16 protein-coding genes are annotated in these 15,328 nt (G+C 64.3%); 7 read left to right on the top strand and 9 right to left on the bottom strand.

Features of this window, described 5'->3' with window-relative positions; translation table 11 throughout:
- Positions 1 to 154: 154 nt before the first annotated feature.
- The 4 genes from DSM43276_RS06100 to DSM43276_RS06085 are packed head-to-tail and all read left to right on the top strand — an operon-like array spanning position 155 to position 4,007.
- Entirely contained in the window at positions 155 to 799 is a 645-nt protein-coding gene (locus tag DSM43276_RS06100) for a TetR/AcrR family transcriptional regulator (RefSeq protein ID WP_078329560.1), read from the top strand.
- Positions 796 to 1,701, top strand: a complete 906-nt coding sequence (locus DSM43276_RS06095; protein ID WP_078329559.1) for an ABC transporter ATP-binding protein — start codon at positions 796 to 798, stop codon at positions 1,699 to 1,701. Before DSM43276_RS06100 ends, DSM43276_RS06095 begins: the two co-directional genes overlap by 4 nt.
- A complete protein-coding gene (locus tag DSM43276_RS06090; RefSeq protein WP_078329558.1) occupies positions 1,698 to 3,320 on the top strand; it encodes an ABC transporter permease in 1,623 nt (540 codons plus the stop codon). Before DSM43276_RS06095 ends, DSM43276_RS06090 begins: the two co-directional genes overlap by 4 nt.
- A gap of 12 nt (positions 3,321 to 3,332) precedes the next feature.
- Positions 3,333 to 4,007 carry a methyltransferase family protein gene (locus tag DSM43276_RS06085; protein WP_078329557.1) on the top strand — a complete coding sequence of 225 codons (675 nt, stop codon included), beginning with the start codon at positions 3,333 to 3,335 and terminating at the stop codon, positions 4,005 to 4,007.
- A 21-nt stretch (positions 4,008 to 4,028) separates the two neighbouring features.
- Here the strand turns inward: DSM43276_RS06085 and glgC are convergent, their stop codons facing one another.
- Complete coding sequence (gene glgC / locus DSM43276_RS06080; RefSeq protein WP_078329556.1) at positions 4,029 to 5,243, bottom strand: glucose-1-phosphate adenylyltransferase; 1,215 nt, start codon at positions 5,241 to 5,243, stop codon at positions 4,029 to 4,031.
- A 172-nt stretch (positions 5,244 to 5,415) separates the two neighbouring features.
- Here glgC and glgA point away from each other — a divergent pair, with 172 nt between their 5' ends.
- Complete coding sequence (gene glgA / locus DSM43276_RS06075) at positions 5,416 to 6,579, top strand: glycogen synthase (RefSeq protein WP_211196756.1); 1,164 nt, start codon at positions 5,416 to 5,418, stop codon at positions 6,577 to 6,579.
- Positions 6,580 to 6,596: 17 nt separating this feature from the next.
- Here glgA and DSM43276_RS06070 read toward each other — a convergent pair whose 3' ends face one another.
- The 3 genes from DSM43276_RS06070 to DSM43276_RS06060 form a co-directional block, all read right to left on the bottom strand.
- Positions 6,597 to 6,764 (bottom strand): DUF3117 domain-containing protein, encoded by a 168-nt coding sequence (locus DSM43276_RS06070; protein WP_005059648.1) that lies wholly within the window; start codon positions 6,762 to 6,764, stop codon positions 6,597 to 6,599.
- Between the two features lie 121 nt (positions 6,765 to 6,885).
- Positions 6,886 to 7,476 (bottom strand): DNA-3-methyladenine glycosylase I, encoded by a 591-nt coding sequence (locus tag DSM43276_RS06065; protein WP_078329548.1) that lies wholly within the window; start codon positions 7,474 to 7,476, stop codon positions 6,886 to 6,888.
- The gene (locus DSM43276_RS06060) at positions 7,466 to 7,768 is read right to left on the bottom strand and encodes a DivIVA domain-containing protein (protein ID WP_078329547.1); all 303 of its coding nucleotides are present in this window, start codon (positions 7,766 to 7,768) and stop codon (positions 7,466 to 7,468) included. The genes DSM43276_RS06065 and DSM43276_RS06060 overlap by 11 nt, the downstream gene beginning before the upstream one ends.
- 48 nt (positions 7,769 to 7,816) lie before the next feature.
- Here DSM43276_RS06060 and DSM43276_RS06055 point away from each other — a divergent pair, with 48 nt between their 5' ends.
- Positions 7,817 to 8,308 carry a pyridoxamine 5'-phosphate oxidase family protein gene (locus DSM43276_RS06055; protein WP_078329546.1) on the top strand — a complete coding sequence of 164 codons (492 nt, stop codon included), beginning with the start codon at positions 7,817 to 7,819 and terminating at the stop codon, positions 8,306 to 8,308.
- 3 nt (positions 8,309 to 8,311) lie between these two features.
- On the opposite strand, the gene DSM43276_RS06050 is transcribed toward DSM43276_RS06055, so the two are convergent.
- Together DSM43276_RS06050 and folP are read right to left on the bottom strand one after the other, a co-directional pair.
- On the bottom strand, positions 8,312 to 9,247 hold the full coding sequence (locus DSM43276_RS06050; RefSeq protein ID WP_078329545.1) for a glucosyl-3-phosphoglycerate synthase: 936 nt from the start codon (positions 9,245 to 9,247) through the stop codon (positions 8,312 to 8,314).
- Positions 9,244 to 10,119: a dihydropteroate synthase gene (gene folP / locus DSM43276_RS06045; RefSeq protein WP_078329544.1), complete on the bottom strand. Its 876-nt coding sequence runs from the start codon at positions 10,117 to 10,119 to the stop codon at positions 9,244 to 9,246. Before folP ends, DSM43276_RS06050 begins: the two co-directional genes overlap by 4 nt.
- 132 nt (positions 10,120 to 10,251) lie before the next feature.
- Between folP and DSM43276_RS06040 the strand changes: the two genes are divergently transcribed.
- The gene (locus DSM43276_RS06040; protein ID WP_078329543.1) at positions 10,252 to 11,232 is read left to right on the top strand and encodes an NAD-dependent epimerase/dehydratase family protein; all 981 of its coding nucleotides are present in this window, start codon (positions 10,252 to 10,254) and stop codon (positions 11,230 to 11,232) included.
- Here the strand turns inward: DSM43276_RS06040 and DSM43276_RS06035 are convergent.
- From DSM43276_RS06035 to fadD6 (DSM43276_RS06025), 3 genes are all read right to left on the bottom strand, one after another.
- Entirely contained in the window at positions 11,229 to 11,558 is a 330-nt protein-coding gene (locus tag DSM43276_RS06035) for an HNH endonuclease (protein ID WP_099051566.1), read from the bottom strand. The two genes, DSM43276_RS06040 and DSM43276_RS06035, sit on opposite strands and share 4 nt — an antisense overlap.
- Before the next feature lie 25 nt (positions 11,559 to 11,583).
- A complete protein-coding gene (gene fadD6, locus DSM43276_RS06030; protein WP_078329541.1) occupies positions 11,584 to 13,374 on the bottom strand; it encodes a long-chain-acyl-CoA synthetase FadD6 in 1,791 nt (596 codons plus the stop codon).
- Positions 13,375 to 13,450: 76 nt separating this feature from the next.
- Positions 13,451 to 15,253 (bottom strand): long-chain-acyl-CoA synthetase FadD6, encoded by a 1,803-nt coding sequence (gene fadD6 / locus DSM43276_RS06025; protein ID WP_078329540.1) that lies wholly within the window; start codon positions 15,251 to 15,253, stop codon positions 13,451 to 13,453.
- Positions 15,254 to 15,328: the final 75 nt, after the last annotated feature.

Below are 15,328 nucleotides of genomic sequence, written 5' to 3'. Positions count from 1 at the left end.
CGTCGCCGACGCGCCGCGTTCTGCCCGGGCCACTCACGAAATGACGCAGAAACCGTAGTTTCGGCGCAGCCTTCGGCACCGGTTTCGTCACGACACCAATCCTCGGCGGGATAGTGCTTGACGCTCGACTGAACGTGCGTTTAGTCTACTAAACATGCGTTCAGTCGATGACCTCACCGCCGCAGCCCGCATCCGGGATTCCGCCATCAAGTTGTGGGGCGAGCAGGGGCTGAACACCAGCGTGCGAGCGATCGCCGAAGCCGCGGGAGTGAGCCCCGCGCTCGTTATCCATCACTACGGATCCAAGGACGGGCTCCGGCAGGCCGTGGACGAATACCTGTTGGAGTACATCCGCTCAGAGAAATCGCGCACGCTGACCTCCAACGACCCCAAGGTCTGGCTCGACGCCATCGACGAGATCGAAACATTCGCGCCGATGGTCAGGTACCTGCTACTCAGTGTGCAATCGGGCGGAGAGCCCGGCCGGGCGTTCCTTCAGCACTCCATCGAGAACGCCGAGACATATCTGGACGACGGGGTACGCGCGGGCACGATCAAGCCGAGCCGTAATCCCAAGGGCAGGGCGCTGTGGCTGTCACTGAACGGCGTGGGCGCGCTGGCGATCTACGTGCAGATGCATCCGGACGACGACCTGGGCACGATCTTGCGCCGCTACTCCGATGAGCTGATCTTCCCCGCTATCGAGATCTACACCGAAGGCCTGATGACCGATTCCACCATGCTCGATGCCTTTGCAGCACAACAGGAAAGCTCTCGCAACGGAGGAGATTCGAAGTGATGTACCCCAACCTCGCAGTCGAAATACGCGGCCTCTCCAAGTCATTCGGGAAGACGAAGGCACTCGACGGGCTCGATCTGTCGGTCGCCCACGGCGAGGTCGCGGGATTCCTCGGGCCCAATGGCGCGGGGAAGTCCACCACCATTCGGGTGCTTCTCGGCCTGCTGCGCGCAGACGCCGGCTCGGTACAGCTGCTCGGCGGCGATCCGTGGGTCAACGCGGTCGATCTCCACCGACTCATCGCCTACGTGCCCGGTGATGTCACCTTGTGGCCCAACCTCACCGGCGGACAGGCGATCGACTTCCTCACCAGAATGCGTGGCACCGAACATATTTCGCTACCTCGGCGCAACCAACTCGTCGAGCGCTTCGAACTCGATCCCACCAAGAAGGCCCGCACCTACTCCAAGGGCAACCGCCAGAAGGTGGCACTCATCGCCGCGTTCTGCTCAGATGCCGAGCTGTTCATTCTCGACGAGCCGACGTCCGGCCTGGATCCCCTCATGGAGACGGTCTTTCAAGAGTGTGTGGCCGAAGTGGCCGCGCGAGGCTGCGCGGTGTTGCTTTCGAGCCACATCCTGGCCGAGGTGGAAAAGCTGTGCCACCGGGTGACCATCGTGCGCGCCGGGCGGACGGTGCTGTCCGGATCGTTGGCCGAGCTGCGCCATGTCATGCGGACGTCCGTGGCCGTGCGCACGTTAGCGAATCCCTCAGGGCTCAGATCTATTCCGCAGTTGCATGACCTCACGATCGGTGGCAATCGGGCCTCCTTCACAGTAGATCGCAGCAACCTGGATCGCACCATGGAACAGCTGGCAAGCCTGGGGATCGTCGACCTCACGGTGGCGCCGGCGTCGCTCGAAGAACTGTTCATGCGCGAGTATCAGGGGGTACCGCGGTGACTACCGACTTCGCGACCCTCCCTATTCGCCAACCCATTTCGGACGGCACCCCGCGACACCCGTTGGCCGGAACCGGCATTCTGATCTTGTTGGCACTGCGCCGCGACCGATTCCGGATCTGCATGTGGGTGGGCTGGCTGACGCTGCTGATGACCTATACGCCGTTGGCGTTCACGGCGATGTATCCGACATCCGCCGACCGGATGGCGCGGGTCACGATGATGAAGACCCCGGCCGGGATCATCATGGGCGGACCAAATTTTGGTGTCAACGAAACCGATATCGGCGTCATGGTCGCCAACGAGCTGATGACCGTCATGATCGCCGCCGCTGCCATCATGTCCATCCTGACCGTCATCCGGCACACCCGCGCCGAAGAGGAATCCGGTGGCGCCGAGCTAGTGATGTCGGCGGTGATCGGCCACCAGGCACGCACCTACGCGGCGCTCATCGTGGTGGGCCTGATGAACGGCGTTCTGGCCGTGGCCATGACGGTCGCGTTGTCCGCGGCGGGATTCGATGTGGCCGACTCTCTCGGTATCAGTCTCGGAATCGCCGGAGCCTCCATGGTTTTCGCCGGTATCGCGGCGGTCACTTCTCAGTTGTGGCGGACCTCGCGAGCGGCCAGCGGCGTCGCGATGGCGTCCCTCGCGGCAGCCGTCGTGGTTCGTGGACTCGGTGACATCATCGACAACACGGGCAGCGCACTGAGTTGGTTCTCGCCTTTGGCCTGGGCCCAGCAGATGCGAGCGTTCGTCGATCTGCGCTGGTGGCCCTTCCTCCTGCTGGTGGGCACCACCCTGGCACTGATGCTCACCGCCCACGTACTCGAAGGGCGTCGCCAATACGACGCGGGCGTGCTGCCCTCGCGCGGCGAAAACGCCCATGCCCCCGAGATCAGGTCCGTGTTCGGACTCAACCTGCAACTGCAACGCGGGCTGCTCGCCGGATGGGCTTCCGGAATCTTCCTGAGCGGTATGGCATTCGGATCGATGGCCAAGAGCCTGCGGGATTCGATCGATACCAACCCGCTGCTGACACGTGCATTCCGGGCACACGGTCTGGACAGCATCTTCGCCACCTTCAACCAGGTGCTCGCCATCGCGATCACCGCGTACGTGGTGTCGGCAATCGTAAGACTCGCCAAGGACGAACAGTCGGGTATCGCCGAGGCGGTGTTGGCGCGCGCCGTATCGCGCTGGAACTGGCTGTTATCCGCGGTGGCGGTGACGGTGTTGGGCAGCACACTTCTCATGCTGATCGCGGGCCTGGGCAGTGGCCTGGGCGCCGCCACCACCTTGCACGATCCCCAGGTGGTGTGGCGCCTCACCCTCGCGGCATTGGCGCAGATTCCCGCCCTGCTGGTGATCGCCGGTATCGCCGCGATCGCGGTTGCATTGCGGCACAGCTGGATTGGCTGGCTAGTGGTGGCGTTCTCCGTGGGCATGCTCTATGCCGGAATACTGCAGCTGCCGTCCTGGATTGTGAAACTGTCCCCGGTGATGCGGGTCAGCGCACCCGTCGAGTATCCGTGGCTCACCATGTTCGCCCTTATGGCGATCGGTGTCGGGCTCACCACTGCCGCGGGCGAGATTTACCGCCGTCGTGACGCGATCTGAGAAAGGAAAATTATGAAAACCGGTGTACAAGCTCTTGCCTCGGGCATCGTCGGCCTCGCCGTCTTTGCCGCGGCACTGTTCTGGCCCGCGGGCACATTCGGCTACTGGCAGGCCTGGGTGTTCTTGGCCATCTTCGTGATCAGCTCCACGGTCTCCTCAATCTATTTGGCAACCACGAATCCCGAGGTGCTGCAACGTCGTCTGCATGGTGGACCCATCGCAGAGACTCGCCTGGTACAGAAGGTCGCGGTCACTGTGCTGCTGAGCTCCTTCGTGGCCCTGGTTGTGGTGAGCGCCTTCGATCACCGATTCGGTTGGTCGCACGTGCCGACCTGGCTCGTCATCGTCGGGGAGGTACTGGTGGTCGCCGGATTGGGCGCCGCCACCCTGGTGGTGGCCCAGAACAATTACGCCGGCGCGAGCATCACCGTCGAATCCGGTCAGACCGTCACCTCAACCGGGCTGTACGGGTTGGTACGCCACCCCATGTACACAGGCTCACTGGTGATGATGGTGGGTATGCCCGTGGCGCTGGGCTCGTATTGGGGCCTGCTTGCAGCCATCCCGGCCACTGCCTCGCTGGTGGTGCGAATCCTTGACGAGGAGAAGATGCTGCGCCACGACCTACCGGGTTACGACGAATACACCGAAAAGGTCCGCAACCGTCTCGTACCGCTGGTGTGGTGAGGCGACGCCCGGCTCGCGAGACTAGATCCAGACGCCCTTGCCGACGGCGACGACGCCGCCGGCACTGACGTTGAATCGCTCACGGTCGCGCTCGATGTCGACGCCAACCTGTTCTCCGACACCGACAACCACGTTCTTGTCCAGAATCGCGTGCCGGACCACCGCACCACGGCCCACCCGCACGCCGGGCATCAGCACGCTGCCCTCGACGACGGCGCCGTCGTCGACGACGACATTCGAGGACAGCACCGAGTTGCGCACCGAGCCCGCCGAGACGATGCTGCCGGCACCCACCACCGACTCCTGCGCGGAACCACCGTTGACGAACTTGGCGGGTGCCAGGTTCTCCGATTCGCCACGGATGGGCCACCGCCGGTTGTACAGGTTGAACACCGGGTGCACCGACACCAGATCCATATGCGCGTCGTAGAACGCGTCGAGGGTCCCTACGTCGCGCCAGTACGCGTGATCGCGCTCGGTGGCACCGGGTACCACGTTGGTGTTGAAGTCGTACACCGCGGCCCGCCCATCGGCCACCAACCGGGGAATGATGTCGCCACCCATATCGTGATCGGAATGGTCGTCCTCGGCATCCGCGCGGATGACGTCGACGAGTTCCTTGGTGGTGAAGATGTAGTTCCCCATCGACACGAACGCGGCGTCCGGATCGTCCGGCGTGCCCGGTGGATTCGCAGGTTTCTCAATGAACTCCCGAATCCGGCCGGTGTCGTCGGCATCGATGCAGCCGAATGCGGTGGCCTCCGCGCGGGGAACGCGGATTCCCGCGACCGTCACCGCCGCACCGCTGTCGATATGGAAGTCGAGCATCTGCTCGGGATCCATCCGGTACACGTGATCGGCACCGAACACCGCGATGTACTCGGGATCCTCGTCGTAGATCAGGTTGAGCGACTGGTGAATGGCGTCAGCGCTGCCGGTGTACCACCGCGGGCCGAGTCGCTGCTGAGCAGGAACAGGCGTGATGTACTCCCCCGCCAAACCAGACAGCCGCCAATTCTGCGATATGTGCCGGTCCAGCGAGTGCGACTTGTATTGGGTCAGAACGCAAATCCGCAGGAATCGCGCGTTGACCAGGTTGCTCAGCACAAAATCGATGAGACGATAGGCACCGCCGAAGGGCACCGCCGGTTTCGCACGGTCCGCGGTCAGTGGGTAAAGCCGCTTGCCCTCACCGCCGGCAAGCACGATCCCCAGAACGTGTGGCGATGCCCTCATAGCAATCAACCTATCGGCACTCGGCAGAAGCGGCCAGCGGTACACCCCCGGCGGCCCTGCGGTCGTCGGGGCCACCTACTACGGTCGTGGCATGACCGACCGTCTTCGCGCACGCGGCTCATCCCCGACGGAGGGTCTTTTCGCACGCGGCTCATCCCCGACGCGGGTGGCAATGATGACGCGGGAGTACCCACCCGAGGTGTACGGCGGGGCCGGGGTCCACGTCACCGAGTTGGTGGCTCAGCTGCGCACACTGTGTGATGTCGAGGTGCACTGTATGGGCGCACCCCGCGACGGTGCCTTGGTGCATCGGCCCGATCCCGCGTTGGATGGCGCCAATCCAACCTTGACGACCTTGTCGGCCGATCTGGTCATGGCCGCCGCGGTCACCGGTTCGTCGGTGGTGCATTCGCACACCTGGTACACGGGCATGGCAGGACATCTGGCCAAGCTGCTGCACGGCATTCCGCACGTGCTGACCGCGCATTCCCTGGAGCCCCGTCGCCCATGGAAGGCCGAACAGCTCGGCGGCGGATACCGGGTGTCGTCGTGGGTGGAACACACCGCAATACACGCCGCCGACGCGGTCATCGCGGTCAGCAGCGGGATGCGCGAAGACATCATGGCGACCTATCCCGATTTGGATCCCAGCCGGATCCATGTGGTGCGCAACGGAATCGATACCACAACCTGGTATCCGGTTGATCCAGCCCAGGCGATCACGCAGCCAGGGTCGGTTCTCGCCGACCTCGGTGTGGATCTGGGCCGCCCGATTGTCGTATTCGTCGGACGGATCACCCGGCAAAAGGGGCTCGCACATCTCGTGGCGGCCGCACACCGGTTCTCCCCCGAGGTGCAGTTGATCCTGTGCGCAGGCGAGCCGGACACCCCCGAGATCGCCGAACAGATCACCGGCGCCGTCACCGAGTTGGCCGCGGTGCGACCCGGAGTGCACTGGATACGCGAGTTCCTGCCCGCACCCAAACTGCGGGAGGTGCTTTCGGCGGCAACGGTTTTTGTGTGCCCGTCGATCTACGAACCGTTGGGCATCGTCAACCTTGAGGCCATGGCGTGCGGTACGGCGGTCGTGGCATCTCGCGTCGGCGGGATACCCGAGGTGGTTGCCGACGGCGTCACCGGGACGTTGGTGGCCTACGAGAGCAGCGAAGCCGCCGCGTTCGAGGCGGGACTCGCCGATGCGGTCAACGCATTGGTCGCGGACCCGACCCGTGCTGCCGAGTTCGGCAACGCGGGCAGAGCGCGGTGTATCGAAGAGTTCTCGTGGGCGCACATCGCGGAGATGACGCTGCAGATCTATCACAAGGTCTGCAGCTAGCGCCCGAGGGCTGGGGCCTAGCTGGTGACGTTCTTGAGTTCGTCGCCGAGTGCGGCGGCCTCATCGGGGGTCAGCTCGACCACCAGGCGACCGCCACCTTCCAGTGGCACGCGCATGACGATCCCGCGCCCCTCTTTCGTAGCCTCGAGAGGACCGTCGCCTGTTCGGGGCTTCATGGCCGCCATCGTGTGCTCCCTCCAAATTCCAGCCAAGGGTGTTCGGCATCTCCGACCATTGTTCCCTATCTGAGCTGCCGTTTCACTGCACCATTCTTCCCTATCGCGAACATCTGGGGACAGCAGACCCTCAACTGGGCCTTCCGGAGGGGGCAGTATCGACTCGCGGAACCCAGCAGGAACGCACGTGATCATCCACCATCCCGGTGGCCTGCATCAGGGCATACGCCGTGGTAGGGCCCACAAAACGGAACCCTCTGCGCTTGAGTTCTTTGGCCATCGCCGTGCTCTCGTCGGTGACTGCGGGCACGTCCGAAAGACGCTGAGGCCGGGCGCGGCGTTTCGGCGCAAACGACCACAACAGGTCCGAAAGATCAGTGTCCAGATCGAGAACAGCGCGGGCATTCGATATCGAGGACTCGATCTTGGCGCGGTTCCGCACGATCTGGGCATCAGCCATCAGCCGTGCCACGTCCTTGTCGCCGTAGCGGGCGATTTGCTCGGGTATGAAGCCTTCGAACGCGCGGCGGAAGCCCTCACGTTTGCGCAAGATGGTGATCCACGCCAGCCCGCTCTGGAAGGCCTCCAAGCACAGCCGCTCGAACAACGCATCACGCCCGTACAGCGGGCGTCCCCACTCGTTGTCGTGGTAGTCGGCATACAACGTGGAACCGGCCGGATCCACGGCCCACGAACAGCGGCTGGGCGCTTTAGTCGGCATGTGCTTCGGCGCCCTGCACCTCGTCGAGCTCGGCACGCAGCTCATCGATCTGGCGGGCGAGCCGGTCCAGCACCCAATCGACCTCGCTGGCCTTGTACCCGCGGAAGACCAGCGAGAACTTGACGGCGTCCACATCGGCACCCGTCACCGTCTCGGCGGGCAGGACGGTGGCGGTGGTGCCCTTGGGCAGCGGCGGCAACTCTTCGCCGCGGCCGAACAGCATCGAGCCCAGCACAAAGAGCACGGCGGCCACTGCGATGAGAACCAACAGATACGTCAGTGCGAACGTCACGAGACGATCTTGCCAGCGAGGTCCGACATCCGGGCCTAGCGTGGGGCCATGACCTCCTGGCACGAGTTCACGCAGCAGGCTCCGACGATCGCCGCAGTGTTCACTCGCCGTCATGACGCGACGCGCAATCTGTGCTTCCTCTCGACGCTGCGGCGCAGCGGCGCCCCGCGGATCAGCCCGATGGAGCCTCGCATCTTCGAGGGCAGGCTGATCGTCGGCGGCATGCCCGACACTGCCAAGCTGGCGGACCTCGCCCGTGACCCCCGTTTCGAGCTGCACACGGCTACCACCGACACGCATGTCGGCGAGGGCGATGCCAAGGTCTGGGGCGCGGTGCACGATGAGCAGGATCTCGACCTACACGCCGCGTTCGCCGAGCATCTCTATGCCAGCAGCGGATTCGATCTACGCGGAAGACGGTTCGCGCCGTTCTACGTCGCCGACATCCGGGGTGCGTCCGCGGTGCGGCTCGACGACGGACACATGATCGTCACCGTGTGGTCGCCCACCGAGGGTGAGCGCGAGATCCAGAAGACCTGAGGGTCAGCGCAGGGTGTTCATGGGCGGGCGGTCCTCCAGTGAGACCGTCGAGCTGCGCGGGGTGAATCCGTCGCCGTCGGCGAAGAACTGGGTGATGCCCACCCCCGAGTCCGGAATTCCGCAGCGTGAGAGCATGCTCGCCATCACCTGCCGACTCATCACTCCGAGCTCGACCAGCGGCCGATTGCGGTGGCTGCGCACACCCAGATTCACCTGAGCGATGGCGTTGAGCCCGAGACGGTCGTAGGTGTCGATGAGCAGCCCGATCTCGACCCCGTATCCGGGCGCGAAGGGCACGGAGGACAGCAGTTCACGAGTGCCCGCGTATTCGCCGCCCAGTGGCTGCACCACGCAACTCAGCTCGGGCCGCAGCGCGGCGAGCATGGGTCGGGCCACCAACTCGGTCACCCGGCCGCCACCGTTGGCGTCCTCGGACCCGCTCACCTTCAGCGGACGCCGATAGAAGCCCTTGACGAGATGCACACCCTGCCCCAGCAAGAGCGGGCCGAGCAGGTGCGGCACGAACATCGGGTCGGGGTCGATGAGGTCCGAGTCGACGAAGGCGATCACGTCGCCCGTCGTCGCGGCCACCGAACGCCACAGCACCTCGCCCTTGCCCGGATTGGGCGGTACCTCGGGAAGCGCTTGCTCACGGCTGACGACGCGCGCGCCCGCGGCCACGGCCCGGATCGCGGTGTCATCGGTGGAGCCCGAGTCGAGGACGATCAGCTCGTCCACCAGACCGCCCAGCAGCGGGCTGATGGTGTCGACGACTGAGGCGACCGTCTCCTGCTCGTTGAGCGCGGGCAGCACCACCGACACGGTGCGGCCCTTCTTCGCAGCGACGAGCTGTTCGACGGTCCATTCAGGCCGGTTCCAGCTGTGCGTGTCCAGCCAGCCCGGGTCGATACCCACTGCTTCGTCTAATTGATGGGTCATGCCAACCCCCTCACTGTTCGCGCCGGAGGGCGGGTCCCGACGATGGAGCCCACCATTTCCAGCGTGCGGCGTGTGGGTCCGACTTCATGTACCCGGAACATGCGGGCACCGGCCGCCGCCGCCAACGCGGTGGCGGCGAGAGTGCCCTCGAGTCGTTCCGTCAGTCCCACACCAAGAGTCTCCCCGATGAAATCCTTGTTGCTCAATGCCATCAACACGGGCCACCCGGTATTAACGAGATCGTTTACGTGGCGCAACAAAGCGAGCCCGTGGAAGGTGTTTTTGCCGAAGTCATGCGTCGGATCGATCAGGATCGAGTCCTTCGATACCCCGAGAGCCACTGCACGCTCGGCAGATGCGGTGACTTCGGCGACAACGGCATGAACAACACCATCCACTTCAGTCCCATAATTCACCCGAAAAGGCCGGGTGCGCGGTACCGCACCACCGGTATGCGAGCACACCAGTCCGGCACCGTGTGCGGCCGCCACTGCGGGTAGCTCCGAATCGACCCCCGCCCAGGTGTCGTTGATCAAGTCGGCGCCCGCCGCGCAGGCCTTTTCCGCGACCTCGGCACGCCAGGTGTCGACGCTGATCAGCAGGTTTGGGTGTGCACTGCGCACCCAATCGATGAACGGCACCACGCGCGCGATCTCCGCTTCGGCGTCGACGGTCTCACCCGGGCCGGCCTTGACGCCGCCGATGTCGACAACGTCCGCGCCGTCGGCAACCGCTTTGTGCACGGCGGCCTGCGCGGCCTCGTCGGTGAAGGTGGCGCCGCGGTCGTAGAAGGAGTCCGGTGTGCGGTTGACGATCGCCATGATGAGGGCACGATCGGTACGGACCGGTCGTCCACAAAACATGTCGCGCACGCTCTCATTGTGCAGGCCAGGGCCGCCGCAGCCGCGCCGAGTGTGAAACGTGGGCGAGATTTCCGTCTATTTCCCGCCTACGTTTCACACTCGGCGAACGAAATGACTTGCGGTCCTGAGCAGTATGGGCTCATGCGCGAGCATCGATTCCTGGTCACCGGGTCCTCGGGCCATCTCGGGGAGGCGCTGGTCCGCACCCTGCGGCGGCGCGGCGCCGACGTCGTCGGCATGGATATCGCGCCCGGTCCTGTCACGGACATCGTCGGGTCGATCGCCGACCGCGCGGTCGTCAGCGAGGCGATGGCCGGGGTGTCGTCGGTGCTGCACACGGCGACCCTGCACAAACCGCATGTGGGATCGCATACGCGGGCCGACTTCATCGAGACCAACATCAGCGGCACGCTCGCGCTCCTGGAAGAGGCCGTCGCCGCGGGCGTAACCAGCTTTGTCTACACCAGCACCACCAGCGCATTCGGGCACGCCTTGGTCGGCGCGAGCGAGACCGCCTGGATCACCGAGGACGTGACACCGGTACCCAAGAACATCTACGGCGCCACCAAAACCGCCGCGGAAGACATCGCGCATGTGGTGCACCAGGACAGTGGCCTGCCGGTCATCGTACTGCGCACCTCGCGCTTCTTCCCCGAACAAGACGACAGCGACGCGGTGCGGGCGCGCTACCCGGATGCGAATGTGAAAGCCAACGAATACCTCTATCGGCGGGTGGATCTGGCCGACGTTGTCGACGTACACCTGCTGGCGGCCGATCACGCACCGACCATCGGCTGGTCCACATACGTGGTGTCGGCGACGACGCCGTTCTGTCGCGCCGATGCCGCACAGTTGCGCACCAATGCGCCCGGTGTGGTGGCTCGATACTTCCCCGGGCAGCCCGACCTGTACGCGGCGCGGGGTTGGTCGATGTTCCCGGCGGTCGATCGCGTCTACGTCAACTCCAAGGCACGCGAGGAACTCGGCTGGCGCCCACGATACGACTACCGACATGTACTCAATTGCCTTGCCGGCGAAGCTGATTTCCGTAGTCCGTTGGCGCGTGAGATCGGCGCGAAGGGTTACCACGACGAGCCGACCGGTGTGTACACCACGAACTAGCCGGCCGCCGAGATCTCCACGTACCTCGTCAGAAAGGCCTTCTCGTCAAGCCGCTTGCGCCGCATCCAACTGGTCACCTCTGCATTGCATTTACTCGCATTGCAGGATGCACAGGCAGGCACAACATTGGAGCGGGTGTAGCGGCCACCGCGCGAGATCGCTTGCACGCAGTCACGCTGCAGCGCGGTTCCCGTTGCGCCGCAGTAGGCGCAACCACCCCACGCCTCAACCAGGGTCAACCACTGTTCATCGGTGAGGTCGTTATCGGCAAGCTTCACCCGACGTTGACGGCGCCGCGACGCACGCACCCGACGACTGACTCCCACGCTGGAACAGTAACTCCTCGAACACCTATCCCTTGGGACGTTGCCCGGAAGCGAGCTCGGCGGCGTACTCCGGATAGAACGGCACGTAACCCTCGGTGCGACCGGCCAACACATACAGCGGATCAGTCACGGCGTCACCATAGGCCTCGTTGCGCAGCTCCACCTTGCGGCTCTTGAAGGTCACGGTGTGTTCAAGGCTGTCGACGATCCTGACGAACAGCGGCAGCGCGTACCCCGGCAGGCTCTTGAAGGCCAACCGGCCCAACCGTTCCGGATCGAACGCCGTCTCACCACGGAGCTTGACGGCGGCCATCCCGGCACGACCGTCGCAGCCCGGCACCTCGACCCCGAAAACCGTCGACTCCTCGATCGCATCATCCTGGTCCAACGCCGCCTCGACTTCGGTGGTGGCCACATTTTCGCTCTTCCACCGGAAAGTGTCCCCCAGCCGATCACCGAATGCGGCGTGACGCCACCCCAGATCCCGGAGCAGATCACCGGTGTTGAACCAGACATCACCCTTCTTGAAGGCGTTGCGCACCAACTTCTTTTCGGTTGCCTTCGCATCGGTGTAACCATCGAATGGGGCCAGCGAGGTCACCTTGCTCAACAACAGACCCTGCTCGCCGGTGCCGACCTTGGTCAAGAAGCCCTTTGGGTTTCGGACGGGCTCGCCGGTCTCCACGTCATACTTGACGAAGGCGATCGGCGAGGGACAGATCCCCACCGTACGATCGATGTTGAGCACATTGATGAATCCGGTGTTAGCCTCACTGGCCGAATACAATTCGCTGATCTGTCGTACCCCAAATCGTCGGCCGAACTCACCCCACAACTCCGCCCGCAGACCGTTGCCCACCATCACGCGAACCTTGTGTTGACGGTCAACGGGTTTAGGGGCCTGGTTCAACAGGTAGCGGCAGAGCTCTCCGATGTAGATGAAGCCTGTTGCACGGCTGGCGATGAGCTCATCCCAGAAGCGTGAGGCCGAGAACGAGCGGCCGATGGCCAAGGTTGCGCCGGTAGTCAGCGTGGAGCCGACGGCTACCGTGAGCGCGCTGTTGTGATACAGCGGCAGACAGCTGAAGAAGACCTCGGAGGGGCGTAATCGCAGTGTCACACTGCCGAATCCGGCGGCAGCCCGTAGGTATCGGTAGTGCGTCATCACACTCGCCTTGGGCAGCCCGGTAGTCCCGGAGGTACAGATGTACAGGGCTTTGTCGCTCGCCTGCACCTCGGCGGTAGCCGCAGGATTAGCGACAGAAGCGCCCTGCGCCATCACGTCGAACTCCTCGACGGTGAACAGCGCACCGACCTGCACACCGCAATCCCGCACCGCGGGAACGAATTCGGAATCAGCGAGCAGAACCTTGGCATCGAGCAAGCCGATGCTGTGGGCCAGCACAGTATCGCGCTGGTTGAAATTGAGCATGCCGGCCACCGCACCCAGCTTCACGGTCGCCAACATCAGTAGGACGACCTCGGGCGAGTTGCGCAGCATGATGCCGACAACGTCACCGCGACGCACGCCCTGGGCCGCCAGGGTGGCCGCATACCGGTTGGCTATTTGGTTGGCTTCCCGGTAGGTGATGTCCTTGCCCTCGAACCGCAGGAACACCCGGTTGGCGTGCTTGGCTGCGCTCTCGGCGAAGACGCTGCCAATTGAGGTGCGAGCACCCGGCGTCGCCTTGGCGGCGCTGAGCAGACCCCGCGCGATGATCGGCAGGTCCGGTAGCAGCGCAGGCAATCTGACCAGCACGTCGGCCAGTTTCACCCGTTCGCGGGCAATCGCAGGAATGTCTTCGCGCACCACCATGTGTCCTCCGAGTTCGCCGGACCACCGCGTCCGGGCCTAACGAATCGTTGACGAATGATGCGGGTACGTCAAGCGCTCAGATACTCGCGCTCCCCTTCGGGCGCTGACCGCCGGCCAACTCCGACGGGTACTCGGGATAGAACGGGACGTATCCCTCCTCACGACCGGCCAGCACATACAGCGGATCGGTCACGGTGTCGCCATAGGCCTGCTCACGCAGTTCCACCTTGCGGCTCTTGAAGGTGGTGGTGTGCTCCAGCGTGTCCACGATTCGAATGAACAGCGGCAGTGCATAGGCAGGAAGACTCTGATACACAGTGTCGCTCAGTGCCTTTGGGTCGAGTTCCACACCGTCATGCAGTTTGATGGCGGCCATTCCGGCACGCCCATCGGTACCCGGCACCTGCACACCGAAAACGGTCGACTCCTCCACCGCGTTGTTGTGGTCGATCGCGGCCTCCACCTCGGTGGTGGCGACGTTCTCACCCTTCCAGCGGAAGGTATCGCCGAGCCGGTCCCCGAAGGCGGCATGACCCCAGCCGAGGTTGCGCATCAAATCGCCGGTGTTGAACCAGGTATCACCCTTCTTGAAGGCATCGTGTACCAGCTTCTTCTCCGAGGCGGTCGGGTCGGTGTACCCGTCGAACGGCGACATACTGGTGACCTTGCTCAGCAGCAGGCCCGCCTCGCCGGCACCGACCTTGGTCAGGTATCCCTTGTCGTTGCGCAGCGGTTCGCCCGTCTCGATGTCGTACTTGACGTACGCAAGCGGGTACGGGCAGATGCCCACGGTGCGATCGATGTTGAGGGCGTTGACGAATGCCGTGTTCGACTCGCTGGCCGAGTAGAACTCGCACACCCGCTTGATGCCGAACCGTCGGGTGAACTCGCCCCACAGCTCGGGCCGTAGCCCATTGCCGATGATGACGCGCACCTTGTGCTGCCGATCGGTGGGCTTGGCCGGCTGGTTGAGCAGGTATCGGCACAGTTCACCGATGTAGATGAAAGCTGTTGCGCGGCTGGCGATGACCTCATCCCAGAACCGGGACACCGAGAACGACCGGCCGATCGCCAGGGTGGCTCCGGCGTTGATGGTCGTCGACACCGCGAGGGTCAGCGCATTGTTGTGATAGAGCGGAAGGCAGCTGTACAGCACGTCGCTGGACCGGAGCCGCAAGGCAAAGCTCCCGATGCCGTACATGCCGCGCAGCCACCGGTAATGCGTCATCACGCTGGCCTTCGGCAGCCCGGTGGTTCCCGAGGTGAAGATGTAGAACGCCCGGTCCTTGGCCAGCACCGCGTCGGTGGCGCTGGGGTTGGTGGTGGGCGCCAACACCGACATCCGGTCAAGCTCGTCGGCGGTCACCTGCGCGACCACGTTGACGCCGGATTCGCCGATGGCATCCACGAACTCCGCATCGGTGACGAGCATCTTGGAGTCGAGCAGACCAATGCTGTGTGCCAGGACATGGCCGCGCTGGTTGTAGTTGAGCATGCCCGCGATGGCGCCCAGCTTCACGGTGGCCAACATGAGCAGCACGGTCTGCGGCGAGTTGCGCACCATGATGCCGACGACGTCGCCGCGGCCGACACCGTGCGAGGCCAGGGTTGCCGCGTACCGGTTGGCGGTGGCGTTGGCCTGCGCGTAGGTGATGTCGTTGCCCTCGAAGCGCAGAAACACCTTGTCGGCGTACTTGGCAGCACGCTCGGCGAACACCGCACCGATCGACAGACGCCCGTTGGGGTTCGCCTTGATGCCGCCGAGGACGCCACCCGCCATGATCGGCAGGTCGAGCGCCAGCGAGGGAAGCTGTGCGAGCACCTCGGTCAGCCGGACCCGATTACGGGCGGTGGACGGAATGGTGCTGCTTGCGGACATCTGGTTCTCCCTGTAGTCGGTCTTCCCGCTAGCGGCTGATCCTCGTTCTTACCGCCCAGTAGGCAATGGCTCACC

Source organism: Mycobacteroides salmoniphilum (assembly GCF_004924335.1).
GTDB classification, from domain to species: Bacteria; Actinomycetota; Actinomycetes; order Mycobacteriales; family Mycobacteriaceae; genus Mycobacterium; species Mycobacterium salmoniphilum.
This window is presented reverse-complemented; position numbering and strand designations above follow the sequence as displayed.